We start from the raw sequence: 25,661 nt of genomic DNA on the forward strand, positions 1-25,661 counted from the left end.
GATGTATGTCGCGGTAAAAGGCGGCGAGGCCGCGATTGCCAACGCCCACAGCCTGCTTGCCGATCGCCGGCGCGGCGACCGTTCGGTGCCCGCACTTCGCCTGGATCAGATCGTCGAGCAGCTGGCACTCGGCGTCGATCGGGTGATGAGCGAGGGCTCGCTCTACGACCGCGAACTCGCTGCGCTCGCCATCGTCCAGGCGCGCGGCGACATGATCGAGGCGATTTTCCTCGTGCGCGCCTACCGCACCACGCTGCCGCGCTTCGGCTACAGCAAGCCGATCGACACCGGCGCCATGCGGGTCGAGCGGCGTGTCTCGGCCACCTACAAAGACCTGCCCGGCGGCCAGCTGCTTGGACCCACCTTCGACTATACCCACCGGCTGCTCGATCCCGAGCTTGCTGCCGGCGCCGATGTCGCCGAGCCGCTGCGGCGCGAGACCGAGGCGCAGGCTATGCCGCGCGTCTCCGCCATCCTCGCCCACGAAGGCCTGATCGAGCCGGATGGCGAGATGCCGCAGGACCATGTCCCCGGCGACATCACCCGCGAGCCGCTGGAATTCCCGATGGCGCGCGACATCCGCCTGCAGGCGCTGTCACGCGGCGACGAGGGTTTCCTCCTAGCGCTCGGCTATTCCACCCAGCGCGGCTATGCACGCAACCACCCCTTCGTCGGCGAAATCCGCATCGGCGAGGTCGAGCTGGAGCTTGACGTCCCCGAACTGCCCTTTGCCGCCCCGCTCGGCACGGTGCGGGTCACTGAATGCCAGATGGTCAACCAGTTCAAGGGCTCGGCCAAGGCACCGCCGCAGTTCACGCGCGGCTATGGCCTCGTCTTCGGCCAGAGCGAGCGCAAGGCGATGGCCATGGCGCTCTGCGACCGGGCGCTGCGCGCTTCGGAACTAGGCGAAGACATTGTCGCCGCCGCCCAGGACGAGGAATTCGTCATCTCGCATTCCGACAACGTCCAGGCGACCGGTTTCGTCGAGCATCTGAAGCTGCCGCATTATGTCGACTTCCAGGCCGAACTCGACCTCGTGCGCCGCATGCGCGCCGAATATGAGGCCCGAGAAGATCCTGCGAAGATCGAAGAGAAGAGGGAGGCTGCGGAATGATCGAAGGCCTCTCCCACATCACCTTCATCGTCAGGGATCTGGAGCGGATGACCGCGATCCTGACCGAAGTTTTCGATGCGCGCGAGGTCTATGCCAGCGATACCGAACAATTCTCGCTGTCGCGCGAAAAATTCTTCCTGATCGGCGACATCTGGATCGCCATCATGGAAGGCGAGCCCCTGCCCGCGCGCAGCTACAATCACATCGCCTTCAAGATCGACGAGACCGATTTCGACCGCTACGCCGAACGCGTCGGCAAGCTTGGGCTGGAGATGCGCCCGCCGCGACCACGCGTCGAGGGTGAAGGCCGCTCGATCTATTTCTACGACGACGACAATCACATGTTCGAACTGCACACAGGCACGCTCGCGGAACGGCTCAAGCGCTACGCCAAGGGACTTGAGGTCGCATCATGACCGACATCGCCACCTACAACTTCGCCTATCTCGACGAGCAGACCAAAAGGATGATCCGCCGCGCGATCCTCAAGGGCATCGCCATCCCCGGCTACCAGGTGCCGTTCGCCTCGCGCGAAATGCCGATGCCCTATGGCTGGGGCACCGGCGGCGTCCAGGTCACCGCATCGATCATCGGCCCTGATGATGTGCTGAAGGTTATCGACCAGGGCGCCGACGACACCACCAACGCCGTCTCGATCCGCGCCTTCTTCAAGAAGGTCGCCAATGTCGCTGTCACCACCGATACTGCCACTGCCACCATCATCCAGACCCGCCACCGCATCCCTGAGCATCCGCTGACGGCAGGCCAGGTGCTGGTCTATCAGGTGCCGATCCCCGAACCCCTGCGCTTCCTCGAACCGCGTGAGACCGAAACGCGAAAAATGCATGCGCTGGAGGAATACGGTCTCATGCATGTCAAGCTCTACGAGGACATCGCCAAGCACGGCCGCATCGCCACCACCTATGCCTATCCGGTGAAGGTCGAGGGCCGCTATGTGATGGACCCCTCGCCGACGCCGAAATTCGACAATCCCAAGATGCACCGCTCACCGGCTCTGCAGCTGTTCGGCGCCGGCCGCGAGAAGCGCATTTATGCGGTGCCGCCCTTCACCGACGTCGTCAGCCTCGACTTCGAGGACCATCCGTTCGAGGTGCAAACCTTCGATCAGCCCTGCGCGTTATGCGCTGCCGAGAACGTCTATCTCGACGAGGTCATCCTCGACGACCATGGCGGCCACATGTTCGTCTGCTCCGACACCGACCATTGCGAGAAGCGGCGGGCCGACGGCCATCGTGGCCATTTGGCACCAGAAACTACGGAGCCGGCGCAATGACCGACGAACCGCTTCTGCGCGTCTCGGCGCTCTCCAAATTCTACGGCTCGCGCGTCGGCTGCGACAATGTTTCGTTCGACCTCTGGCCGGGCGAAGTGCTCGCCGTCGTCGGCGAATCCGGCTCCGGTAAGACGACACTGCTCAACTGCCTGTCGACGCGGTTGCTGCCTTCCTCGGGCACTGCCAGCTACCGCATGCGCGACGGCCAGTTTCGCGAGCTCTACCGCATGAGCGAGGCCGAGCGCCGCTTCCTCATGCGCACCGACTGGGGTTTCGTCCATCAGAACCCGGCCGACGGCCTGCGCATGACGGTGTCGGCCGGCGCCAATGTCGGCGAGCGGCTGATGGCGGTCGGCGACCGCCACTACGGCAAGATCCGCGCCACGGCCGTCGACTGGCTGTCGCGCGTCGAAATCGAGGAAGACCGCATCGACGACGAGCCCCGCGCCTTTTCCGGCGGCATGCGCCAGCGCTTGCAGATCGCCCGCAACCTCGTCACCGGCCCGCGGCTGGTGTTCATGGATGAACCGACCGGCGGCCTCGACGTCTCGGTGCAGGCGCGCCTGCTCGACCTCTTGCGCGGGCTGGTCACCGATCTCGGTCTCGCCGCCATCGTCGTCACCCACGACCTCGCCGTGGCGCGCCTCCTGTCGCAGCGCATGATGGTGATGAAGGACGGTCGCGTCGTCGAAAGCGGCCTCACCGACCGCGTGCTCGACGATCCGCGCGCACCCTATACGCAGTTGCTTGTTTCCTCGATTCTACAGGTTTGACGATGAGTGCTCCGGCGTACCCCCCTCTGGCCTGCCGGCCATCTCCCCCTCAAGGGGGGAGATTAGCTGTCGCTCTCGGTTTCGCCACTCTTCAACGTTGCAGAACGGGCGCAACGAAAAAGCTGCCAATCTCCCCCCTTGAGGGGGAGATGCCTGGCAAGGCAGAGGGGGGCGCTGGCCCGCGAACCAACGACGGTTGGAGGACCTTCTGATGCCCACCCCCCTCGTTGTTTCCGACGTCGCCAAGAGCTTCACCATGCATCTGCGCGACGGCATCAAACTGCCTGTTGTCGCTGGCGTCTCATTCTCGATCCGCGCCGGCGAATGCACCGTGCTCGGCGGCCCGTCCGGTGCCGGCAAGAGCTCGATCCTGAAGATGCTCTACGGCAATTATGCCGTCGACGAAGGCCAGATCATCGTCAACCATGAGGACGGACTGATCGATCTCGCCAATGCCAGCCCGCGCACCGTGCTTGCCGTGCGCCGGCAAACGATCGGCTATGTCAGCCAGTTCCTGCGCACCGTGCCGCGCGTCTCGGCGCTGGATGTGGTTGCCGAACCGCTGGTCGAGCGCGGCGAGAACCGCGAGACGGCAAGAGGCAAGGCGCGTGCCTTGCTGGCGCAGCTCAACCTGCCTGAAAAACTCTGGGCGCTGCCGCCGGCGACCTTCTCCGGCGGCGAGCAGCAGCGCGTCAACATCGCGCGCGGCTTCATCACCGAGCACCCGATCCTGCTGCTCGATGAGCCGACCGCCTCGCTCGACGCCACCAACCGCGACGTGGTGATCGAACTCATCGCCGCCAAGAAGGCGGCCGGTGTCGCCCTGCTCGGTATCTTCCACGACCACGATGTGCGTGAGGCGGTTGCCGACCGCATCATCGACGTCACCGCTTTCGCCCCCGGAAAACTCGCCGCATGACCAGGAAATTGTCGGAGACGCCGCTGATCCATCCGACGGCGGAGGTACATAACTCGACGCTCGGCCGCTGGACCGAGATCGCCGACCGCAGCCGGATTTCGGAAAGCGAATTTGGCGACTATTCCTACATGATGCAGGACTGCTCCGTCTGGTGCACGACGATCGGGAAGTTCGCCAACATCGCGGCAGCAGTGCGTATCAACGCCACCAACCATCCGACCTGGCGGCCGACGCTGCACCATTTCACCTATCGCGCCTCGGACTATTGGGACGACGCCGAGCATGAGAGCGAATTCTTCGCAGAGCGCCGTGCCAAGCGCGTCACCGTCGGCCATGACACCTGGCTTGGCCACGGCTCGACCATCCTGCCCGGCGTCACAATCGGCGATGGCGCGGCGGTCGGCGCCGGAGCCGTCGTATCGAAGGACGTGCCCCCCTATACCATCGTCGCCGGCGTGCCGGCCAAGCCGATCCGCGAGCGCTTCGACCGCCGCGCCGCCGAGCGTTACCAGGCGCTTGCCTGGTGGGACTGGGACCACGCTAGGCTGCGCGCCTCGCTCGACGATTTCCGCGAGCTGTCCGCCGAAGCGTTCCTGGAAAGATACGAGGGTTAATCCCTCACATCATCGTCATGGGCGAGCCCGTTTCACATCCCTGACACATCAAGGAGGCAGGACCCGGTCTTTCCCTGGAGATCGCAATGGCCGACACAATCAGACCTTCGCTCGCCGGCTTCTTTGCCGGCTCCAATCCGACCGCTCCGGCGCATCTCGGCACACGCTATGACACGTCGGGCAACTTTCTGAGCGAGCCCGGCAACACCGTCGTCTGCCACCTGGTCAGCGGCTCGCCGTCGCAGGCCGTGGTGCTCGCGGTGCGCGATAGGATGCTGGCAATGCCTGATGCCGACAGGCTTGCCTTCACGCCCGTCTCCAGCCTGCACATGACGCTGTTCCAAGGCATCATCGAATATCGCCGCCGCTTGCCCTACTGGCCGCAGGACGTGCCGCTCGACACCAGCATCGAGGCCATGACCCGCCTCTATCTGGAACGGCTGAAAGGTTTCGAGGGCTCTGGCCCGTTCAACATCAAGGTCGTCGAAATCGTGCCGACCGGCCTTACCGTCGCCGGCGCGACCGACGATGACGTGCGCATCATGCGCGAATGGCGCGATGCCCTGGCGGTGCCGTTCGGCTACCGCCACCCTGATCACGACGCTTACGTCTTCCACATCACCTTCGCCTATCAGATCCAGCGCCTTGCCGACGACCGGGCGGCCGCATGGCAGGCGCTGTTCGACGATTGCCTGGCGCTTTTCGCGCGGCAGGCGCCGCTGATCGACATCAAGGGGCCCGCCTTCTGCAGCTTCCGCGACATGGAGCATTTCGAGGAATTGCAGGTGCTCGGCTGATCGCCGAAACAGGCGCATGGCGCAGCGCCTGTGGAGCGTAACAAAACTGACATCGAGGCGACATGGCAGGTTCACGTGGCTGCGTTAGGCGAGAGGCTGACGATCAACATGGTCCTGACGGGAACCTGCCCATGCCAGCAGCCTCAGCCACGCTCGAAATCCGCGGCGTCACCCGACGATTTGGCAAGAACACCGCTGTCAGCGATATCAGCATCTCGATCCCGCAGGGTCAGATGGTCGGCGTCATTGGCCGTTCGGGCGCCGGCAAATCGACCCTTCTTCGCATGATCAACCGTCTCATCGATCCCAGCCAGGGATCGATTTTTTTTGACGGCGCCGAAGTCTCCAAGCTGCAGGGTTCGCCGTTGCGGCGCTGGCAGCGCGACTGCGCCATGATCTTCCAGCAGTTCAACCTGGTGCCGCGCCTCGATGTCCTGACCAACGTGCTGCTCGGCAAGCTGAACCACCGTTCGACCCTGTCCAACCTTCTCGGCATGTTTTCCCGCGCCGAATGCGCCGAGGCGGTCGCCGCCCTCGAGCGGCTCGACATCGCCAGTGCGGCACTGCAGCCCGCCGGCACGCTTTCGGGCGGACAGCAGCAGCGCGTCGCTATTGCGCGCGCCATGATGCAGCAGCCCAGGGTGATCCTCGCCGATGAGCCGATCGCCTCGCTCGATCCGCTCAATGCCAAGGTGGTGATGGATTCACTGCAGGACATCAATCTGCGCGAGGGCATCACCGTCGTCACCAACCTGCATACGCTCGACACCGCCCGCACCTATTGCAACCGCATCATCGGCATGGCCGCCGGCAAGGTCGTCTTCGATGGCGCGCCCGAAGAGCTCGACCGTGAAGCCGTGCGTCTCGTCTATGGTGCCGACAGCAATGGCGGCGAAATTTCGGAGGCCATCACCTCCACCAGCGTTGCCTTCAAGCGAAAGATCGCCGCATCCGCCGGACCGCTCGAATCTGCATTCCCAGGTTACTGAGTTCAAGAAAGAGCGGCTCGGATCGTCCGCCCGCGTCAAGGGCACTTGTCAAAATCGATAACGCTGCCGGCGCGGGGCCGGAACCTACAGGAGAGATATCAGATGTTCAGGAAGATGGTTTTCAGCGCCGTTTCGGTGCTCGCCATGGCCACCAGCATGGCTCACGCCGCCGACATGAAGGAATTCCGCGTCGGCATTCTCGGCGGCGAGAACGAAACCGACCGGCTGCGCAACTACCAGTGCCTGGCCGACCATTTGAAGGCCGAATTCGGCTTCGAGAAGGTCTCGCTGTTCCCGGCCGCCGACTATGACGGCGTCATCCAGGGCCTGCTCGGCGGCACGCTCGACTTCGCCGAACTCGGCGCTTCCGGCTACGCCAGCGTCGCGCTGAAGGACCCGAAGGCCGTCACGCCGATCCTCACCACCCAGCAGACCGATGGCGCCACCGGTTATTATTCGGTCGGACTGGCGCTCAAGTCCTCCGGCATCACCGATATCAAGTCGGCCAAGGGCAAGAAGCTCGGCTACGCCGATCCGGATTCGACCTCGGGCTACCTGATCCCGCTGACCCAGATCCCGAAGGACACCGGCGCCTCGAACGAGACCTTCTTCGCCTCGACCCAGTTCAACGGCGGCCATGAGAACAACGTCCTGGCCGTGCGCGATGGCAAGGTCGACGTCGCGGTCGATGATTCCTCGGGCATCGGCGACTTCAAGAACGGCTACACCTCCGGCACCTTCCACAAGGAAGTCGCAAAGGGCGCCGTCGATCCCAACGACTTCGTCGAAGTCTGGCGCTCCGGCCTGATCCCGAACGGCCCGCTGGTCGTGAGCACCGCGCTCGGCGACGACATGACCGCCAAGCTGGCCGCCTTCTTCACCGACCTGCCCAAGAAGGACAAGGCTTGCTTTGAAGGCGTCGAGGGCGGCGATTTCACCGGCTATGTTCCGGTGAAGGCGGACTTCTACAAGGTGATCGTCGAAGCCCGTAAGGCAGCCATCGGCGGCTAACGGCGAAATCAAAAAAGGGCGATGTTCAAAACATCGCCCTTTTTTGCATCTCCGATCATGACCATTTCCGTGACGGCCCCGTCCGTGCCAGCCGCCTCTGGCGCCACCGACCAGATGGCCGATACCTGGCGGCGCCAGACGTCGCTGCGCCGGTTCTATACAGCGCTTGGCGTCGCCCTGCTGCTTGTCGCGATGTTCGCCAGCATGTGGTTCGCCGACGAAGCCAATGCCGGCCACTTCTTCGACCGGCTGCCGCACATTCTGGATTTCCTGAGCTGGCTCGTTCCCAAGGACTGGAACGATGTCTGGCGGGCGCTGTTCGACATCGCCTCGCCGCATGACACCGGCACCCAAGAATTCAACTTCCCGCTTGGCCGCGTCTATGTCTGGGGCGGGTTCTACGTCCCCGAATATTTCGAGCTGATGCTGACCACTGTGAACGTGGCGCTGGTCTCGACCTTCATCGGCTTCGTCTTCGCTGTGCCTTTTTCCTTCATCGCGGCGCGCAACCTGACGCCGCACCCGGTGCTGCGGCTCGTCGTCAAACGCTTCATGGAGCTGCTGCGCGCCTTCCCCGAGATCGTCATCGCCGGCCTGTTCGCGGCCATCGTTTCGATCGGCCCGGTCGCCGCCATCATCGCCATCGGCCTGCATTCCATCGGCGCGCTGGGCAAGTTGTTCTACGAGATCAACGAGAACATCGACATGCGGGCCGAGGAAGGGCTGCGGGCGGTTGGCGCCAATTGGTTCGAGCGGGTGCGCTTTGCCGGCCTGCCGCAGGTGCTGCCCAACTTCATGTCCTACACATTGCTCCGGATCGAGATCAACGTTCGCATCTCGACCATCATGGGCGCCGTCGGCGGCGGCGGCATCGGCGAGGAGCTGAAGCTTTCCATCTCGCGCGGCTTCGGCGCCAAGACGCTGGCGCTGGTGCTGCTCCTGTTCACCACCATCTTCATCGTAGACCAGTTCTCCGCCTGGCTGCGCCGCAAGCTGGTCGGCGAGCAAGCTTTTTTGATGGGGGCTTGATATGGCAACGATGACGTCGGACGAAATCAGCGCGATCGAGGACCGCTTCCCGCAGGTGTTCCGGCGCCCGCCCTACAAGCGCTTCGGCCCGCTGCTCCTGCTTCTGGGCACCGTGCTCTACCTCGCCTATGCGATGTGGTTCTTCAGCCTGCCACAGGTGCTGCGGGAATCGCACTGGGAGCGCCTGCCGCTCTTCCTGTCGCAGTGGATCAGCTATGATCTGCAGCCGGAGTTCCGCCTCGACCAGCCCGAGATCACACCCAAATACCCGCGCTTTTCCGCGCTTGGCGAAAACCCTGACCCCGACTGGGTCATCAAGAACCCGGACGGCACTTTCACCGTGCAGATCGACGGGCCGGCTAAATCCGTCACCTTCGACAAGACGCAGGCGACGATCGTGGCCAATGGCCAGACCGTGCCGGTCTCACTGACCAGCGGCAAGCCGATAGTCACGGGTCCGGTACCGAACTGGATCACCGCGCATGACGACGAAATCGTGGCCAAGATGGGCTTCGCCGGCGAAGTGCGCGTCACCGTCGACCGGGTCAAGGTGCGCAAACGCTTCCTCGGCTGGGCGAATTTCGTCTTCGACACACGCTCGCCCTTCTTCGGCAAATCCGCTGGGGAAGTGATCTCGCTGATCGTGTCCGGGCCCGAACTGAAACCGGGCACCTCGAACCTCGCGCTGGCCGGCGACAACATCTGGAACAACGCCCAGTGGCAGCATGGCGACGTCTGGACGAAGCTTTTGCAGACCATCGTCATGGCGTTTCTCGGCACGCTGCTCGGCGGTATCGTTGCCTTCCCGCTGGCCTTCTTCGCCGCCCGCAACATCACGCCGAGCGGCGTGCTCAGTCAGGTGCTCAAGCGCTTCTTCGACTTCATGCGTTCGGTCGACATGCTGATCTGGGCGCTGTTCTTCACCCGCGCCTTCGGACCGGGACCGCTGGCCGGCAGTGCGGCGATCTTCTTCACCGAGATCGGCACGCTCGGCAAAACCTACTCCGAAGCCTTGGAGAACATCGACGACAAGCCGCGCGAGGGCGTTGTCTCGACCGGCGCCAACGGCCTCCTGGTGCAGCGCTACGGCGTGATACCGGAAGTGGTGCCCGTGTTCATCAGCCAGACGCTCTACCAGTGGGAATCCAACACCCGCGGCGCCACCATCATCGGCGCCGTCGGCGCCGGCGGCATCGGCTTGAAACTATGGGAAGCGATGCGCACCAACTCCAACTGGGCCAACGTCTTCTACATGGTGCTGTTGACGCTGCTGGTCGTCTTCATCTTCGACAACATCTCCAACTTCCTGCGCCGCCGCCTGAGCCGCACCATCCACGACTACAACAGGATCCAGGCCGAGCGGGGTTAGTTAATTTGGCGAACCCCCGCGCCTTCGTCATCCTCGGGTCTGCGCCGCGTCGCTTCCGCTCCGCCCGTGGATGACGAAGAAAGCTAAGCCGCTTTCTTCCACCCGTTTTTGATATGCTTATACCCCTCGCGATAAACCGCTTCCGGGCTCTCGGAAAAATCGCGCCACACCTTGGTCGCCGCCGCCAGATCCTTGAGCGAACGGCCGAAAGCTTCGATCGTCAGCCAGTCATCGTAGCCGCTCTTGCGGATCGCTGAAAAGGTTTCCTTCCACGGGATGTTGCCGCGCCCCGGCACGCCGCGGTCGTTCTCCGAGATGTGAATGTGGACGACATTCCTGCGGTGCTTCGTGTAGGCGCCGATCGGATCGGCCTCCTCGATATTGGCATGGAAGGTGTCGTACATCGCCTTGATGTGGGGTCGGTCGATGGCGTCGATATGCTCCGACAGGTCGGCCATCGTGTTGAGAAGATAGCATTCGAAGCGGTTGAGCGCCTCGAGCCCGATGGTTACGCTCCGTTTGCCGGCATGGTCGCCGATCGCGCGTTGCGAGGCGACCGAGCGCTTCTTCTCGGCGGCCGTCGGCCCGGAGCCGGAAAAGGCGCCCAGCGTCGAATGCAGCGGGCCGCTCAGCGTGCTTGCGCCAAGCGCCTCGGCGCAATCGACAGCCCATTTCATGTACTCGATACCGGCCCTGCGCGTTGCCGCATCGGCCGAGATCAGGTTCATCGCGGGATCGCCCATCGCTGAAACAGCTGTCCGCTCCAAGCCGATGCGGTCGAGCAGCTCGCCCAATTTCCTGTAGTCGTCCGGCGTGCCGGAAAAGATCGGTATCTCGACGCCATCGAAGCCGGTCGCCTTGATGTCGCGAAGCAACGGCTCGTGCTTCTTCGACACCGCCGTCGTCCACAAGAACATGCACATGCCGATTTTCATCGACGCCCCTCCCATTTGATGGCGCGTCCTGGCTGTTCCCGCCAGCTTCGCGCAAAATCCCCCTCATCCGACCGCTTCGCGGCCACCTTCTCCCCGAGGAGAGAAGAGACTTAGCATCGGCGCCGGCACCTCCTCTCCCCTCGGAGAGGGGTCCGGGTGAGGCGGACCCTTGTTACCCGCCGCCGCTACAGCCTGGTCCACGCTCCATTCTTCTTCGAAGACTTCACACAGGCCTCGATGAAAGCCATGCCTTCGACGCCATCCTGGATGGTCGGGAAGGCGACATCCTTTGCCGGCTTGCCACCCTTGCGGCGCGCCGCACGGATGGCCCGCGCGGCCTCCTGGTAGATGTTGGCGAAGCCTTCGAGATAGCCCTCGGGATGGCCCGATGGAACGCGGCTGACACGGCCCGCCACCGGCAGCGCGCCGGCGCCGTTGCGGGTGATCAACTGCTTCGGCTGGCCGAACGGCGTGTACCAGAGATAGTTGGGGTCGGCCTGCACCCATTCCAGGCCGCCCTTCGAGCCATAGATGCGCAGCTTCAGCCCGTTCTCATGCCCGGGCGCCACCTGGCTCGCCCAGATCATGCCCTTGGCCGGATGCGTCTTGCCGGCGGGCCTGAAGCGCAGCATGACATTGACATTGTCGTCGAGCAGCCGGCCCGGCACGAAGGCGTCGAGATCGGCCGAGAGCGAATCCAGCTCCAGCCCGGAGACGAACCGGGCGAGATTGTAGGCATGGGTGCCGATGTCGCCCAGCGCACCGCCCGCCCCCGCCTGTTTCGGATCGCCGCGCCAGGATGCCTGCTTCTGGCCGGTGGCGGCGAGGTCCTCGGTCAGCCAGTCCTGCGGATATTCGGACTGCACGATGCGGATATCGCCGAGCACGCCCTTGGCCACCATCTCGCGCGCCTGCCGCACCATCGGATAGGCGGTGTAGTTGTGGGTGAGCACGAATACCTTGCCGGTCTTTTCGACGATCGCCGCGAGTTTCTTCGCCTCGGCCAGTGTCGTTGCCAGCGGCTTGTCGCAGATCACGTGGATGCCGGCCTCGAGAAACGCCTTGGCCGCCGGCACATGCACATTGTTCGGCGTGACGATCGCCACCGCCTCGATGCCGTCGGGCCGCTTGGCCTCGGCCTTGGCCATCTCGGCGTAGGACGCGTAGCTGCGGTCCGGATCGAGGCCGAGTTCGGCGGCCGAAGCCTTGGCACGCTCGGGATTGGCAGACAGCGCGCCAGCCACCAGCACGAAATCATTGTCCATGCGCGCCGCGATCCGGTGCACCGCGCCGATGAACGCGCCTTGCCCGCCACCGACCATGCCGTAGCGGATCGGGCCGCCTCCCGTTTCCGACTTCGATGCGCCGACCATGTCTTTCTCCCTCATGTCTTGGATGCTCCTCCCCATCGAGGAAAGGGTAAGTCGTGTCAGATACCCATCATGGCGCGCAACAGCTTCTTGTCGGTGGTGCCGGCGGCGAAATCGTCAAATGCCTTCTCGGTCACGCGGATAATGTGGTGCTGGATGAAAGGTGCCCCTTCGGCCGCACCGTCCTCGGGATGCTTCAGGCAGCATTCCCACTCCAGCACGGCCCAGGAATCGTAATTGTACTGCGTCAGCTTGGAGAAGATGCCGCCGAAATCCACCTGCCCGTCGCCGAGTGAACGGAAGCGGCCGGCGCGGTTGGTCCAGCTTTGATAGCCGGAATAGACGCCCTGCCGGCCGGTCGGATTGAACTCGGCGTCCTTGACGTGGAACGCCTTGATGCGCTCGTGATAGATGTCGATGAATTCGAGATAATCGAGCTGCTGCAGCAGGAAGTGTGACGGGTCGTAATTGATGTTGCAGCGCTTGTGGCCGCCGACCGCGTCGAGGAACATCTCGAAGGTGGCGCCATCGAAAACGTCTTCAGAGGGGTGAATTTCGTAGCCGACATCGACGCCGTTGTCTTCATAGGCATCGAGAATCGGCTTCCAGCGTTTGCCGAGCTCGCCGAACGCTTCCTCAATGAGTCCAGCCGGCCGCTGCGGGAACGGATAGAGGTAAGGGAAAGCCAGCGAGCCGGTAAACGACACTGAAGCATTCAGGCCCAGATTGCGCGATGCTTTAGCGCCGAACTTCATCTGTTCGACAGCCCACTTCTGCCGGGCTGTGGGATTATTGTGCACCGATGGCGGCGCAAAGCCATCCATCTGGGCATCATAGGCCGGATGCACCGCCACCAGTTGCCCCTGCAGGTGCGTCGACAATTCGGTGATCTCGACGCCGGCGTCAGCGCAGATGCCTTTCACCTCGTCGCAATAGGCCTTCGACGACGCCGCTTTCTCGAGGTCGAACAGGCGCGCGTCCCAAGTCGGGATCTGCACGCCCTTGTAGCCGAGACCGGCCGCCCATTTGGTGATCGAGGCCAGCGAATTGAACGGCGCTGCATCGCCCGCGAACTGCGCCAGGAACAGTCCAGGGCCCTTCATTGTCGTCGGCATCGGCATCCTCCCTCATTTGTCGCGACCAAGCATAGCGCCGATTGGAAGCAGGGCCAGTCACTTTGGTCTTTTCGCATCGAGCGCATTGCAGCCCTGCCATTCTGGTATTACCAAATAAGCGAATTTGGTCAAGCCTCACAATGCATCGGCAAAGCGGCTCGACCATGCGAAATAGCGACATATATCGCAATATAATCAATGAAATAATCCGCATAGGAAGTTGCACTGCCGCGCTTCTTGCCGTTCTGGGGAATTTGCTGTAGACCTCGGTACAGGCCCAATTGGTCGAACCAGTTGCAGGAAAAAGGCTGGGGATGCCTTGGGGAGGAACCTTTGCGTCGTCTTTCGGCGATGCATGTCGCGGGCAAACCGTACGGACGAATTTGGGAAGGACAGACCATGCATCTTTCGACGCACAACTGGATGCGCGCGGAACCGCTGGAGACGACGCTCAAGCGCATCAAGAAGTTCGGCTACGAGTCGATCGAGATTTCCGGAGAGCCCGCGCAGTACAAGACCAAGGAGACGCGGGCACTGCTGAAGGAGCATGGCATCCGCTGCTGGGGCGCGGTGACCTTGATGCTGGGCGAACGCAACCTTGCCGCCAGGAACCAGGGTCAGCGCGAGCGCTCGGTGCAGTACGTCAAGGACGTGCTGACCATGGTCAGCGAACTCGATGGCGAGATCATCACGCTTGTCCCCGCGACGGTCGGCAAGGTGGTGCCTGACGGCACCGAGGAAGAGGAATGGAAGTGGGTTGTCGACGCGACCCGCGAGTGCTTCACCCACGCCAAGAAGGTCGGCGTCAAGATCGCGGTCGAGCCGCTCAACCGTTTCGAGACCTATCTGTTCAATCGCGGCGCCCAGGCGCTGGCGCTGGCCGATGCGGTCAGCCCCGAATGCGGCGTCTGTCTCGACGCCTACCACATCCACATGGAGGAGTTTAACGTCTACGATGCCATCCGAAAGGTCGGGAAGCGCCTGTTCGATTTCCATGTCGCCGATAACAACCGCTTCGCCGCCGGCCTTGGCCAGATCGACTGGCCAAGGATCGTCGCCACGTTGAAGGAAGTCGGCTATGACGGCGCGCTGACCAATGAGTTCGTCGCCCCGGTCGACCGCACGCCGGCAGCACCCTATCCCGACATGGTCGAGCGCCACCCGGTCGATATCTCGCCTGAACAGCTGAAGTTCATCCAGGACCACGGCTCCAGCGTGCTGACCGAAAAATTCTACACCGACCAGATGCGCATCACCGCCGAAACGCTGCTGCCGCTGATCAAGTAGTCGAGGTCTGTTGGGAAATTTGCCCTTTCGCCCGACCGGCGGCAGGGCTGGGGAAAAATATGCGCATCAAGACCGTCCAAGCCTGGTGGGTCCGCATTCCGATCGAAGCCGCGCGCCAACACCGCAGCGACTTCGGCCAGGTGGCGACCTTCGACGCCGCCATTCTGCGCGTTGAAACCGATGACGGGCTGGTCGGCTGGGGCGAAGGCAAGAACGCCGCCGGCAGCGCCGGCAGCTACGGCGCGCTCGTCCATATGCTCAACCATGAGGTCGGCCCGCAGCTGATCGGCCGTGATCCGGCCGACATCGGAATCATCTGGGAGATGCTCTACAATGGCGTGCGCCACGACAGTGCGGCGCGCGCCGGCCACGCCATGCCGCAACTGGCGCGGCGCGGCATGAGCATCGCGGCCATCAGCGCCGTCGACATCGCGCTCTGGGATGTCCTGGGCAAGTCCCTCGACCTGCCGGTCTGGCGGCTGCTCGGCGGCCGCAAGGTCGATCGCATGCCGGCCTATGCCTCCGGCGGCTGGGCCTCCGCCGATGCCATCGGCGAGCAGTTGAAATCCTACATCGCCCGGGGTGGTTTCAAGGCGCTGAAGATGCGTGTTGGCGCCATGGATGGTGCGGCGCATGTTTCCGCCGCCCGCGTCCGCTCCGCGCGCCAGGCGCTCGGCCCCGATGTCGAGTTGATGGTCGACGCCCACGGCACCTATACGGTGGCGGAAGCCAAACGCTTCATCCATCTCGTCGACGACCTCGATCTCGCCTGGTTCGAAGAGCCTGTGATCGCCGACGACAAGCCGGGCATGGCCGAAGTGCGTGCCTCTAGCGCCGTTCCGATCGCCACCGGCGAAAGCGAGGCGACGCGCTATGCCTTCCGCGACCTCGCCGTGCTCAAGGCCGCGGACATCTTCCAGCCGGATCCCGCCTTCTGCGGCGGCATCAGCGAGGCGATGAAGATCGGCACCATCGCCAGCGCCTTCAATTTGCGCTTTGCGCCGCATCTGTGGGCCGGCGCGCCCTGCTTCTTCGCCGGGCTACATGTCTGCGCCGCCTCGCCGTCGAGTTTCACCGTCGAATATTCGCTCGGCGCCAACCCGATGATCCATGACCTGATCGAAGAGACTGTCGAAGCAAGGGACGGTATGATAGCGATCCCGGAAAAGCCCGGATTGGGATTCACCATTTCGGAGCGGTTCCTGGAGGCGCACGCGCAACGCTGTTGACAATGAAAGAAAAGAACCTCCTCGCGGAACTCGCGGCCTATCTGTTCTCCCACTCGGACAAGGAGAGCGGCCGCACGCCGTCGGAACGTGAACTGGCGGAGCATTTCGCCGTCAGCCGCGGCCAGATCCGCGAGGCGCTTGCCATTCTCGAAGCCATGCGCATCGTCGAGCGCCGGGCCAAATCAGGCATCTACATCGACACCAAGCAGGCGAGTGTCGAGGCGCTGGCGCTGTTCGCGCGTGCCGGCCTGCCGCTCGATCCCTTGCAGATCTATGAAACGGTCGAACTGCGCAAGATCCACGAGATCAAGGCCGCCGAGCTTGCCTGCTCGCGCGCCACCGAGGAGAATTTCGAACGGCTGCGCGAAATCCTGAAGGCCTCCGAAGAGCGCATCGCCGCCGGCGAAGGCCTCGCCAAGGAGGACCGCGAATTCCACCTCGAGATCGTGCGCGCCACCAAGAACAGCGTCTTCCACAACATCTGCAGCGTCTATTACCTGATGGGCGAACAGCGCCTGCCGATCTACTTCAACGACCCCGAACGCAGCGTGCGCTCGCATGCCGAGCACGTGCAGATTTACGAGGCGCTGCTGCGCCGCGACGGCAATCTCGCCCAGGCGCTGATGAGCGCCCATCTGCAAGGGGCGGAGAGCTACTGGAAGGGTCTGATCGAGAGCGGCAAGGCGGTCGCACCGCCGAGCCTGGAATTCGAAAAGGCCTGATCGTGGCCCAGCCAAAGATCCTGTCGACTCATCCGCTGCACCCGCGCGCCTCGGCCAAGCTCGCCGGCGCCGGCCAGCTTGCCATTGCCTCGGCGCTCGATGCCGGCACGCTGGCCAGGGAGGCGAAGGACGCTGACATCGTCATCGTGCGTGCGCCGCTGCCGCCGGCGCTGTTCGAGGGCGCCTGGAAGCTGAGGGCGGCGATCCGACATGGTGCGGGGCTCGACATGATCCCGATGGAGGCGGCAACCGCGGCCGGTGTGCTGGTGGCCAACGTTCCGGCGGTCAATGCGCGCTCGGTTGCCGAACATGTCATGTTCACCGCACTTGCGCTGCTCCGGCAATTCCGCAGGGTCGACCGCGACCTGCGCGCCAAAGGCTGGCTTGCCGGCCGCGAGCATGCCAACGCCAACATCGAACTTGCCGGCAAGACCATCGGCATTGTCGGTCTTGGCGCCGTCGGCCAGGCGGTCGGCCATATCGCGGCGCACGGCTTCGACCTGAAGGTGGTGGCCACGACGCGCAGCATGCAGCCGGCGCCGGAGAAGGTCGGCTTCCTGTCGATCGACGCGCTGGTCGAGCAGAGCGACATCATCGTTTTGTGCTGTCCGCTGACGCCCGAGACGCGCGGCCTGATCAGCCGTGAGCGGATCGCCCGCATGAAACCCAATGCGCTGCTGATCAACGTTTCGCGCGGGCCGGTCGTCGATGACGACGCGCTGATCGAGGCCTTGCAGGAACGCCGCATCGGCGGAGCCGCGCTCGACGTGTTTTCAACGCAGCCACTGCCGTCGAATCATCCTTATTTCGGCTTCGACAACGTCATCATCACCCCGCATATGGCGGGCATCACCGAGGAATCGATGATGCGCATGGGTGTCGGCGCGGCTGGCGAGGCCCTGCTGGTGCTGACGGGCAAGCTGCCCATCAATCTGCGCAATCCGGAAGTGGTCGATCACTACCGGCGTCGGTTTCCGATCGAGACATAGTGCATCGCCGTTTCGCCCCAATTCTCCGCAACGTTGAGGGCCATGTCCGGTCTTCGCCTCGCATTTCTGATTCTTGCCGCTTCTTCGATCTGCGCCTTGCCGACACTCGCCGCGGCCGAGAGCAGCTATGTCTATTGCGACAACGGGCTGCGCTGCTTCAAGGCGCCCTGCCCGTCGAACAGCGCGCTTGATCTTGCCACCGGCGCGGTCATCAAGGGTGTGTCGATCGACACCGATGGCTTGCCGCAGGCCGACAAGGCGATAACGGATCAGTCCGACGTGCTTTACAGCGGACAGATCGTTGTCAGGGGTTCGATCGAGCACCGCACCCAGACCATCGCCGGCAAGGACTACAGTCTGCCCTGGCTGGCCGCGACCCGCATCGTGCGCACCGCCAAGGACAGCGAGCGCAAGCACTGTTCATCGCGCTGATCCGCCGTCCGCGGATCGGTGCAATCAGCCGCCCAGCAGCCGCTCCACTTCAGCAGCAATCCGCAGCAGATGCTGGTCGTGACCGTGGCGCGCGACCAGCATCAAGCCCGCCGGCAGCGCCATGCCAGGCATCGGCAGCGAGATCGCACAGAGGTCGAACTGGTTGGCGACCTGTGTGTTGCGCAGCAGCAGGCCTTCGATGCGGTCACGCAACTCGGCATCCTCGGCGAGGGAAGCGATGGTCGGCGCCGTCACCGGCGTGGTTGGCAGTGCCAGCACATCGACCGATGTCAGCCGCTCATCCATAGCGGCAGCGAGTGCGGTGCGGCGGCGCAGAGCCCTGATGTAGACCGGCGCCGGCAGCATCGCCGCCCGCGACAAAGGCTCGCTGACATGCGGATCAACCGGTGCCGATGCCCCTGTCGCCAGCCAATCGGCATGGACTTCGGCTCCTTCCATGGCAGCGATCGAGCCACGTTTGGTGGCCGCGCGCAGGTCAGCGATCATGTCGTCGATCGACAGGTCCGCCATAAGCGCGCCCGCTTGTTCGATCCTGCCGAGACAATGCTCGAAACCCGCTGCAACCCCGCCTTCCATCTCGCCGAAAAGAACGCCGCGCGGGATGCCGATGCGAAGTCCGGCGAGTGGAATGGCCGCCAGCTCTGTCGGCACCTCGCCGGCCATCACCGCGTCGGCAGCGGCACATTGGGCGACGGTTCGGGCAAGCGGCCCGATCGAGTCCAGCGTGCCAGACAGCGGAAAGGCGCCAGTGAGCGGCACGCGCCGCGCCGTCGGCTTAAAGCCGACGACACCGTTCAACGATGCCGGAATGCGGATCGACCCGCCAGTATCGGAGCCGATGGAAATTTCGCTCGTCCCCTCGCCAACGGAGACGCCGGCACCCGAGGACGACCCGCCGGGAATACGGCTGGCATCCGCCGCGTTGCCTGGTGTGCCATAGTGCATGTTGTCGCCGATCGCGGTGAAGGCGAATTCGGTCATGTTGGTCTTGCCGATGATGACCGCGCCGGCCTGGCGCAACCGGCTGACGATAGCGGCATCGCGCATGGCGGGTGCGGCGGTCTTGAGCATCAGCGAACCGGCCGTGGTCGCCTCGCCGGCGACATCGAACAGATCCTTGATCGAGACGACGGTGCCGTCGAGCGGTCCGAGCGTCACGCCGGCTCGCTTGCGGGCGTCGCCGGCGTCAGCCGCGGCCCGCGCGGGCTCCGCGTAAATCTTCGTGAACACACGTTCGTCACCGGCACGGGCCGCGAGACGCGCAAGGATGATTTCAAGATGATCGCGGACGGATTGCATTGTCGGTGTCGGACTCCGGACGTGTCGAACGTCTTAAGGGGTAGAAGCCAGTTGCATGGCTTGCCGAGACTTAACCCGGCGCAGGCGGTTTTGCACCCCTGCCGGACGCAAGGAAGAAAACGATGCTCTACAAAGGCAGCTGTCATTGCGGCAAGGTCGCCTTCGAGTTCAGGGCGGAACTGACCGGCGCCGTGCGGTGCAATTGTTCGATCTGTACGCGCAAGGGCGCGCTCTTGGGTGCCATCCCGCACGAGAGCCTGACGGTCCTGGCCTGGGGCGACGATTTGGGCACCTACACGTTCGGCAATCACGGCATGGCGCACCGCTTCTGCCGCACCTGCGGCATCCACCCTTTTGGCGAGGATGTCCGCGAAGGCGATGAGCGCAGCGCCTACATCAACCTCAACTGCGTCGATGGTCTCGACCTATCCACCTTGTCGATCTTCGATTTCGACGGACGTTCGGCCTGATGCTGTTGCATAAGCCATCACAAAGACAGCGGCCCGAAAACCGTGATGGTCCTCGGGCCGCTGCACAATTCAGGGACAGCTGTTGGCAGCGGCTACTCGGCCGGTTTCGGGCCGCGCAGGAACACCACGATCGCCGCCAGCAGCGTTGCGATGCCGCAATAGGCGAAGGCGCTGGCGACACCGGCATGGTCGACCAGCAGGCCGCCAAAGACGGCGCCCAGCGCAATCGCCACCTGGAAGGTCGAGACCATCAGCCCGCCGGCGCTTTCGGCCTGGTCGGGCGCAGCACGCACCAGCCAGCTCTGCAGCCCGACCGGCACGGCGCCGAAGGCAAAGCCCCAGGCCGCGACGGCAGCCGCGGCGATCGTCGGCGACGCGCCGAAGATCAGCATCGAGGCGGCCGCCAGGGCAATCAGCAGCGGCGCCAGCGCGACCGCGGCCTTGAGATTGCGCTCGGCCAGGATGCCGCCGGCGATATTGCCGAAGAAACCGCCCACGCCATAGGCCAGCAGCACCAGCGAGATCGTCTCGATGTCGAGCACCGGCACCTTTTCGAGGAAGGGACGGACATAGGTGAAGCCCGCAAAGTGCCCCGACGCGACCAGCAGCACCACCAGCAGCGCCACCCGGATCGACGGCCGCTCCAGCACATCGATCAAGGTGCGGAAACTCGCGACACCCACCGGCGGCAGCTTCGGGATGGTGGCCAGTTGCACCAGCAGCGCCAACGCGCCGACGATGGTGGCGATCATGAACGCGGTGCGCCATCCCCAGATGTCGCCGACATAGGCACCTACAGGGGCGGCGGTGACGGTGGCCAGCGAAACGCCGGTCAGGATGATCGACATGGCGCGCGGCATCAGCCGCATCGGCACCAGCCGCAGCGCCATGGCCGCCGACATCGCCCAGAAGCCGCCGAGCGCAACCCCGAGCACGACGCGGGCAAGCAGCAGCATGGGCAGCGATGAAGCAAAGGTGGCCAGCAGGTTGGACAGGATGAGGAATGTCGTCAGCATCCACATCACCAGCCTGCGGTCCATGCGCCTGGTGATGATCGCCATGGTGGGAGCAGCGATGGCGCCGACGATCGCGGTTGCCGTCACGGCCTGTCCGGCGACACCTTCGGTCACGCCGAGATCGCGCGCCATCGGCGTCAGCAGGCTGGCGGGCAGGAATTCGGCGGTGACCAGGCCAAAGACGCCAAGTGCGAGCGAGACCACGGCGCCCCATGCCGGCTCTGTGCGTTCATCGGATTCTGCGGGGTTCAGAAGTGCGGCGTCAATGACACCTGTCGCGGGTTCGGCCATGGTCAGTCTCCGATCTGTTTGCCGCGCCACGCAGGGAACGACCGGCTGGGGGCTCCACCCGTTACACGCCTTGCGGCTTGGCTATGGGGCCGGTCTTCGATTTGCTTGCGGCGCAATATTTGGTTGCAATGCAACATAGGGAGTGACCGACTGGAGTTTCCATGCTAGAAACCCCATTATGTTTGACCGTTCGTCCAAAATTCCGGTCACTGGCGACGCGCTGACCGACATCTTGCGCGGCTTGCGTCTCGATGGCGTCGAGTATGGCCGCTGCGAAATGAAGGAACCCTGGGGTATCCAGTTCCCGGCCCAGCCCGCGGCCCGGTTTCACTTCATCGGCCGCAGAGGCTGCTGGCTGAAGCAGCCATCCGGCGAGTGGGTGCAGCTCAATGCCGGCGATGCGGTGCTGCTGCCGCGAGGTGCTGCTCATGTGTTGGCCAGCGAACCCGGCGCCCAGGCCTGGCCAATTCACAGCTATGGTCGCGAAGAGGTCTGCAAGGACGTCTATTGCACGTCGAATGCGGAGATGTGCGACAAGAATTGCCAGCCCGGAACGCTGCTGTTCTGCGCCAGCATGTATTTCAACCTCGATGGCCTGCATCCCCTGCTCGGCATGATGCCGGATGTGATGCGCACGCATGAGCTGGAAGCCTACGAACCCGGCATTCCGCACCTGCTGGACTCGATGGCGCGCGAAGTGACGATGGAGCGTGTCGGCTCCGGCGGCATCCTGGCGAGGCTGGCCGATGTGCTTGCCGCCACCGTCATCCGCTCATGGGTCGAACGTGGCTGCGGCGACTCCTCCGGCTGGATCGCGGCGGTCAGGGACCGCGACATCGGCCGTGTGCTGGCCGCCATCCATCTTGAACCTGACCACGATTGGACGGTCGAGTCGCTGGCCCGGATGATGGGCGCCTCGCGCTCAGGCTTCGCCGAGCGTTTCGCCACCATCGTTGGTGAAACGCCGGCAAGATATGTCACCCAGGTCAGGATGCATCAGGCGAGGCAGTGGCTGGTCCGCGACCGCATGAAAATCTCAGTCGTCGCCGCGCGCCTAGGGTATGAATCGGACGCCGCCTTCAGCCGTGCCTTCAAGCGCGTCATCGGCTCGGCCCCCAGCCATCTTCGCGCCGAGGAGCAGGCCGACATCCGCCAGGCCAACTCAGTTGGGCCCCATTGAGTTCACTGAAACCAGGCGAAGCGTTCAACCGGCATGGCGCAAGCTGACACCGCTGCCCTTGTCGAACAGCACAACCTTGTCCGGGTTCCAGGCAAAGCGCACCGGCTGCTCGATGGCGACATCGGTCCGGGCCGGCACGGTCGCGCGCAGTGTTGTATCGCCGACGCGCAGCGTCAGAATCTTTTCGACGCCATGGTTCTCGACATCGTGGACGCGCGCCTCGACGGGCGCGCCGCTCTCCAGATAGACGTCTTCGGGGCGGATGCCGAAGACGAGCGGGCGACCCTCGGTTGCCGCACTCGCCTTGGCTCCCCCTGAAAAGGGCAGTTCGAAATTCAGCGGCGCCATCACCGCGCGGCCGTTCACAAGCTTGCCATCGATCAGGTTCATCGGCGGCGAGCCGACGAAGCTCGCCACATAGGTGTCGCGCGGATTGTTGTAGATCTCGTGCGGCGTGCCTGTCTGGATAATGCGGCCATGGTTGAGCACGCCGACCTTGTCGCCCATCGACATCGCCTCGATCTGATCGTGGGTGACGAAGAGGAAGGTGGCGCCAAGCTGCATCTGCAGGTTTTTCAGTTCGGTGCGCAGCGCCTCGCGCAGCTTGGCGTCGAGCGCCGACAGCGGCTCGTCCATCAGGAACACGCGCGGCTTGCGCACGATGGCGCGGCCGATGGAAACGCGCTGCATTTCGCCGCCGGACAGGCGGTCGGTCTTGCGGTCGAGCAGGTGCTCGATCCTAAGCGTGCGCGCGGCGCGGTCGACGCGATCCTTGATCTCGGCGTCGGGCAAACGGCGGATCTTCGGCTTCAGCGGGAACTCGAGGTTCTCCCGCACCGTGTAGCGCGGATAGAGCGAATATTGCTGCAGCACCAGTGCCACGTCGCGTTCGGCCGCACCCCAGTCGGCGACATCGACACCGTCGATGAAGACCTGGCCTTCGCTGGGTTTTTCGAGCCCGGCGATCAGCCGCAGCGTCGTCGTCTTGCCCGCCCCAGTCTCGCCCAGCAGGACGAAGAACTCGCCATCGGCGATGTCGAGATCGAGCCCGGTCAAGGCCGTGTGGTTGCCGAAGCTCTTTGATATGTTCTTGAGCTGGATATGGGCCATCAGAGCCTCACTTCAAGCGACTTGCCGCTTGCCTTGTCGAAGAAATGCGCCTGGGTCGGGTCGATCCTGGCGAACACCTTCTCGCCGGGGCCCGAGATGAAGCCGCTCTTGGTGCGGGCGCGCAGCATCTCGGAACCCACTTTGAGGTCGACAATGTCGAAGGAGCCGAGCGGCTCGACGATCTGCGTCTCGACGGCCATGAAGCCCTCCGCCGCATCACGGCGAATGAGCACGCCTTCCGGCCGGATGCCGAGTGCCAGTTGCCCCCCTGCATGTCCGTTGAGCTTCGACAGGAGCGCGCTGGGGAACTCGAAACCGGCGGCCGCGTCGCCGACGGTCACCGAGGCGGACGAGGCTTTCTCCGCCACAGCCGCGTCGGCGACATTCATCACCGGACTGCCGACGAATTGCGCCACGAACAGATTGGCCGGATGCGAATAGACCTCGTCGGGCGTGCCCACTTGCTGCAGCACGCCTTCATGCATGATGACGATGCGGTCGGCGAGGCTCATCGCCTCGATCTGGTCGTGCGTGACATAGATGGTGGTCGAGCCCTGCTTGATGTGCAGCCGCTTGATCTCGGCCCGCATCTCCTCGCGCAGCTTGGCATCGAGCGCGCCGATCGGCTCGTCCATCAGCATCGCCTTCGGCCGCCGCACCAGCGCCCGGCCGATGGCGACACGCTGCATGTCGCCACCTGAAAGCGCCGACGGCTTCTTGGCCAGCAGGTCCGATATCTGCAGCGTCTTGGCGACCGAGCGCACTTCCTGGTCGATCTCGGCCTTGCTCTTGCGCGTGGCGCGCAAGGGGAAGGCGATGTTCTCGTAGACGCTCATATGCGGGTAGAGCGAGAACGACTGGAACACCATGGCGATGTCGCGGTCGGCAGCCTTCAGATGCTGGACGGGCTTGCCGTCGATAAGGATGTCGCCCTCGTCGATCGTCTCCAGTCCGGCGACCGCGCGCAACGTCGTCGTCTTGCCGCAGCCCGACTGGCCGAGCAGCACGATGAACTCGTTGTCTGATATTTTGAGGTTGAGGTCCTTGATGACCTGGACGGCGCCGAAGAATTTCTGGACACCGCGAAGCTCGATCTGGGTCAATGCTGTGCTCCCGGATTTCGCGCATCGGCGGCATGACCGGTGCCGGCCTCCTCTTCAGGCGCGATCTTCGAGGTGATGTTGAAGCCGATCAGTCCGATCAGGATGATCGTCAGGCCATAGCTGTGCAGCAGCATGTTCCAGGGCTGGCAGAGCACGACGATGCCGAGCACCATCAGGATCTGCGATCCAGGTTCCAGGTATTTCTGATTGATGGCGCGAAAGCTCATTTGCGGATTGCTCCGAAGGACATGCCGCGCAGGAGATGGTTGCGGAGCAGGAAGGTGAAGATGGCGACCGGCAGCAGGAACAGGAAGGTTCCGGCGGCGATCACCGACCAGTCCGGCAGGCCGGAGCCGACCTGGCTGGGAATGAAGGGCGGTGCGGTCTGCGCACGGCGGCTGGTCATGATCAGCGCGAACGCATATTCGTTCCACGCCGTGATGAAGCAGAACACCGCGGTGGCAGCGATGCCGGTCGCGGCCTCGGGTAGCACGATCCTGAAGAAGGCCTCCATGCGCGTGTAACCGTCGACGAGCGCCGCCTCCTCATACTCCTTCGGTATCTCGTCCATGAAGCCTTTCATCAGCCAGACCGAGAAGGACAGGTTGAAGGCGGTGTAGAGGATGATCAGGCCGACATGGGTATCGTTGAGGCCGACGGCCCGGTACATCAGGAACATCGGGATGGCGACGACGACCGGCGGCAGCATGCGCGTCGACAGGATGAAGAAGAGCAGATCCGCCTCTCCCTTCACTTTGAAGCGCGAGAAGCCGTAGGCGGTGAAGGTGCCCATGCCGACCGCCAGTACCGTCGAGGTTATGGCCACGATCAACGAGTTCAGGAAGCGGCTTGGATATCCCGACCATTGCACCTGGCCCTTGCCGTCACGCACGATCTTTTCGCCGCCGTCGAAGACGACGCGCTCCCACCAGGGGGCGGCTGCATACTCCTCGGGCGACGCTGGGTTGCGCATCTGCGAACGTTTGGCGAACAGCTTGACGAAGGGCGATATTTCCGGCTGGAAGACGACCGTCGGCGGTATGGTGGTGGCGAGATTGCGCGGCTTGAAGGCCGTCGAGGCAATCCAGTAGATCGGCGCCAGAAAAATGATCGTCACCACCAGAACGGCGACGATTGCAATGCGATTGAAGCCGATTTCGGAAGAAGTGCGCACGGCGGCCAT

At 63.9% G+C, this 25,661-nt stretch carries 27 protein-coding genes; 18 read left to right on the forward strand and 9 right to left on the reverse strand.

From position 1 onward, the window contains the following. Window position 1 precedes the first annotated feature (1 nt). From JT360_RS20775 to phnE (JT360_RS20825), 11 genes are all read left to right on the forward strand, one after another. A complete protein-coding gene (locus JT360_RS20775; protein WP_214473617.1) occupies window positions 2–1,114 on the forward strand; it encodes a carbon-phosphorus lyase complex subunit in 1,113 nt (370 codons plus the stop codon). After that, on the forward strand, window positions 1,111–1,530 hold the full coding sequence (gene fosX, locus JT360_RS20780; RefSeq protein WP_214473618.1) for a FosX/FosE/FosI family fosfomycin resistance hydrolase: 420 nt from the start codon (window positions 1,111–1,113) through the stop codon (window positions 1,528–1,530). The genes JT360_RS20775 and fosX overlap by 4 nt, the downstream gene beginning before the upstream one ends. Next, window positions 1,527–2,408 carry an alpha-D-ribose 1-methylphosphonate 5-phosphate C-P-lyase PhnJ gene (locus JT360_RS20785; protein WP_214473619.1) on the forward strand — a complete coding sequence of 294 codons (882 nt, stop codon included), beginning with the start codon at window positions 1,527–1,529 and terminating at the stop codon, window positions 2,406–2,408. The genes fosX and JT360_RS20785 overlap by 4 nt, the downstream gene beginning before the upstream one ends. Further along, entirely contained in the window at window positions 2,405–3,181 is a 777-nt protein-coding gene (gene phnK, locus JT360_RS20790) for a phosphonate C-P lyase system protein PhnK (protein ID WP_015315654.1), read from the forward strand. The genes JT360_RS20785 and phnK overlap by 4 nt, the downstream gene beginning before the upstream one ends. A gap of 211 nt (window positions 3,182–3,392) precedes the next feature. Continuing rightward, window positions 3,393–4,100, forward strand: a complete 708-nt coding sequence (gene phnL, locus JT360_RS20795) for a phosphonate C-P lyase system protein PhnL (RefSeq protein ID WP_214473620.1) — start codon at window positions 3,393–3,395, stop codon at window positions 4,098–4,100. After that, window positions 4,097–4,714, forward strand: a complete 618-nt coding sequence (locus JT360_RS20800; RefSeq protein WP_214473621.1) for a DapH/DapD/GlmU-related protein — start codon at window positions 4,097–4,099, stop codon at window positions 4,712–4,714. Before phnL ends, JT360_RS20800 begins: the two co-directional genes overlap by 4 nt. An 86-nt stretch (window positions 4,715–4,800) precedes the next feature. Beyond that, the gene (locus JT360_RS20805) at window positions 4,801–5,511 is read left to right on the forward strand and encodes a DUF1868 domain-containing protein (RefSeq protein WP_214473622.1); all 711 of its coding nucleotides are present in this window, start codon (window positions 4,801–4,803) and stop codon (window positions 5,509–5,511) included. A 131-nt stretch (window positions 5,512–5,642) separates the two neighbouring features. Continuing rightward, on the forward strand, window positions 5,643–6,500 hold the full coding sequence (phnC, locus tag JT360_RS20810; RefSeq protein WP_214473623.1) for a phosphonate ABC transporter ATP-binding protein: 858 nt from the start codon (window positions 5,643–5,645) through the stop codon (window positions 6,498–6,500). A 102-nt stretch (window positions 6,501–6,602) separates the two neighbouring features. Then, on the forward strand, window positions 6,603–7,511 hold the full coding sequence (gene phnD, locus JT360_RS20815) for a phosphonate ABC transporter substrate-binding protein (protein ID WP_214473624.1): 909 nt from the start codon (window positions 6,603–6,605) through the stop codon (window positions 7,509–7,511). A gap of 57 nt (window positions 7,512–7,568) precedes the next feature. Then, window positions 7,569–8,540: a phosphonate ABC transporter, permease protein PhnE gene (phnE, locus tag JT360_RS20820; RefSeq protein ID WP_214473625.1), complete on the forward strand. Its 972-nt coding sequence runs from the start codon at window positions 7,569–7,571 to the stop codon at window positions 8,538–8,540. Between the two features lies 1 nt (window position 8,541). Beyond that, window positions 8,542–9,909: a phosphonate ABC transporter, permease protein PhnE gene (gene phnE, locus JT360_RS20825; protein ID WP_214473626.1), complete on the forward strand. Its 1,368-nt coding sequence runs from the start codon at window positions 8,542–8,544 to the stop codon at window positions 9,907–9,909. Between the two features lie 83 nt (window positions 9,910–9,992). Here the strand turns inward: phnE (JT360_RS20825) and JT360_RS20830 are convergent, their stop codons facing one another. The 3 genes from JT360_RS20830 to JT360_RS20840 form a co-directional block, all read right to left on the reverse strand. Further along, window positions 9,993–10,844, reverse strand: a complete 852-nt coding sequence (locus JT360_RS20830; protein ID WP_214473627.1) for a sugar phosphate isomerase/epimerase family protein — start codon at window positions 10,842–10,844, stop codon at window positions 9,993–9,995. A 185-nt stretch (window positions 10,845–11,029) separates the two neighbouring features. Beyond that, entirely contained in the window at window positions 11,030–12,217 is a 1,188-nt protein-coding gene (locus JT360_RS20835; RefSeq protein WP_214473675.1) for a Gfo/Idh/MocA family protein, read from the reverse strand. A gap of 56 nt (window positions 12,218–12,273) precedes the next feature. Further along, entirely contained in the window at window positions 12,274–13,329 is a 1,056-nt protein-coding gene (locus JT360_RS20840) for a sugar phosphate isomerase/epimerase family protein (protein WP_214473628.1), read from the reverse strand. A 399-nt stretch (window positions 13,330–13,728) separates the two neighbouring features. Here JT360_RS20840 and JT360_RS20845 point away from each other — a divergent pair, with 399 nt between their 5' ends. Genes JT360_RS20845 through JT360_RS20865 form a run of 5 tightly spaced genes read left to right on the forward strand, consistent with a single transcriptional unit; the run spans window position 13,729 to window position 17,988 of the window. Continuing rightward, entirely contained in the window at window positions 13,729–14,616 is an 888-nt protein-coding gene (locus tag JT360_RS20845; RefSeq protein WP_214473629.1) for a sugar phosphate isomerase/epimerase family protein, read from the forward strand. Between the two features lie 59 nt (window positions 14,617–14,675). Beyond that, a complete protein-coding gene (locus JT360_RS20850; RefSeq protein WP_214473630.1) occupies window positions 14,676–15,845 on the forward strand; it encodes a mandelate racemase/muconate lactonizing enzyme family protein in 1,170 nt (389 codons plus the stop codon). Window positions 15,846–15,847: 2 nt separating this feature from the next. Beyond that, on the forward strand, window positions 15,848–16,567 hold the full coding sequence (locus JT360_RS20855) for a FadR/GntR family transcriptional regulator (RefSeq protein WP_214473631.1): 720 nt from the start codon (window positions 15,848–15,850) through the stop codon (window positions 16,565–16,567). Between the two features lie 2 nt (window positions 16,568–16,569). Then, complete coding sequence (locus JT360_RS20860) at window positions 16,570–17,556, forward strand: hydroxyacid dehydrogenase (RefSeq protein WP_214473632.1); 987 nt, start codon at window positions 16,570–16,572, stop codon at window positions 17,554–17,556. A 42-nt stretch (window positions 17,557–17,598) separates the two neighbouring features. After that, window positions 17,599–17,988 (forward strand): hypothetical protein, encoded by a 390-nt coding sequence (locus tag JT360_RS20865; RefSeq protein WP_214473633.1) that lies wholly within the window; start codon window positions 17,599–17,601, stop codon window positions 17,986–17,988. A 24-nt stretch (window positions 17,989–18,012) separates the two neighbouring features. Here the strand turns inward: JT360_RS20865 and JT360_RS20870 are convergent, their stop codons facing one another. Next, window positions 18,013–19,308, reverse strand: coding sequence for an amidase (locus tag JT360_RS20870; RefSeq protein WP_214473634.1), 1,296 nt, complete (start codon window positions 19,306–19,308; stop codon window positions 18,013–18,015). A gap of 122 nt (window positions 19,309–19,430) precedes the next feature. On the opposite strand from JT360_RS20870, the gene JT360_RS20875 reads away from it, so the two are divergent. Next, a complete protein-coding gene (locus tag JT360_RS20875) occupies window positions 19,431–19,778 on the forward strand; it encodes a GFA family protein (RefSeq protein ID WP_214473635.1) in 348 nt (115 codons plus the stop codon). Between the two features lie 92 nt (window positions 19,779–19,870). On the opposite strand, the gene JT360_RS20880 is transcribed toward JT360_RS20875, so the two are convergent. Then, the gene (locus JT360_RS20880; protein WP_214473636.1) at window positions 19,871–21,085 is read right to left on the reverse strand and encodes an MFS transporter; all 1,215 of its coding nucleotides are present in this window, start codon (window positions 21,083–21,085) and stop codon (window positions 19,871–19,873) included. A 178-nt stretch (window positions 21,086–21,263) separates the two neighbouring features. On the opposite strand from JT360_RS20880, the gene JT360_RS20885 reads away from it, so the two are divergent. After that, window positions 21,264–22,265 carry an AraC family transcriptional regulator gene (locus JT360_RS20885; RefSeq protein ID WP_214473637.1) on the forward strand — a complete coding sequence of 334 codons (1,002 nt, stop codon included), beginning with the start codon at window positions 21,264–21,266 and terminating at the stop codon, window positions 22,263–22,265. Window positions 22,266–22,289: 24 nt separating this feature from the next. On the opposite strand, the gene JT360_RS20890 is transcribed toward JT360_RS20885, so the two are convergent. Genes JT360_RS20890 through JT360_RS20905 form a run of 4 tightly spaced genes read right to left on the reverse strand, consistent with a single transcriptional unit; the run spans window position 22,290 to window position 25,661 of the window. After that, a complete protein-coding gene (locus tag JT360_RS20890) occupies window positions 22,290–23,375 on the reverse strand; it encodes an ABC transporter ATP-binding protein (protein ID WP_214473638.1) in 1,086 nt (361 codons plus the stop codon). Continuing rightward, a complete protein-coding gene (locus JT360_RS20895; protein ID WP_214473639.1) occupies window positions 23,375–24,478 on the reverse strand; it encodes an ABC transporter ATP-binding protein in 1,104 nt (367 codons plus the stop codon). The genes JT360_RS20890 and JT360_RS20895 overlap by 1 nt, the downstream gene beginning before the upstream one ends. Then, a complete protein-coding gene (locus JT360_RS20900; protein ID WP_214473640.1) occupies window positions 24,475–24,705 on the reverse strand; it encodes a hypothetical protein in 231 nt (76 codons plus the stop codon). The genes JT360_RS20895 and JT360_RS20900 overlap by 4 nt, the downstream gene beginning before the upstream one ends. Further along, window positions 24,702–25,661, reverse strand: coding sequence for a carbohydrate ABC transporter permease (locus JT360_RS20905; RefSeq protein WP_214473641.1), 960 nt, complete (start codon window positions 25,659–25,661; stop codon window positions 24,702–24,704). Before JT360_RS20905 ends, JT360_RS20900 begins: the two co-directional genes overlap by 4 nt.

Source organism: Mesorhizobium sp. dw_380 (assembly GCF_018588885.1).
Lineage (GTDB): Bacteria > Pseudomonadota > Alphaproteobacteria > Rhizobiales > Rhizobiaceae > Mesorhizobium.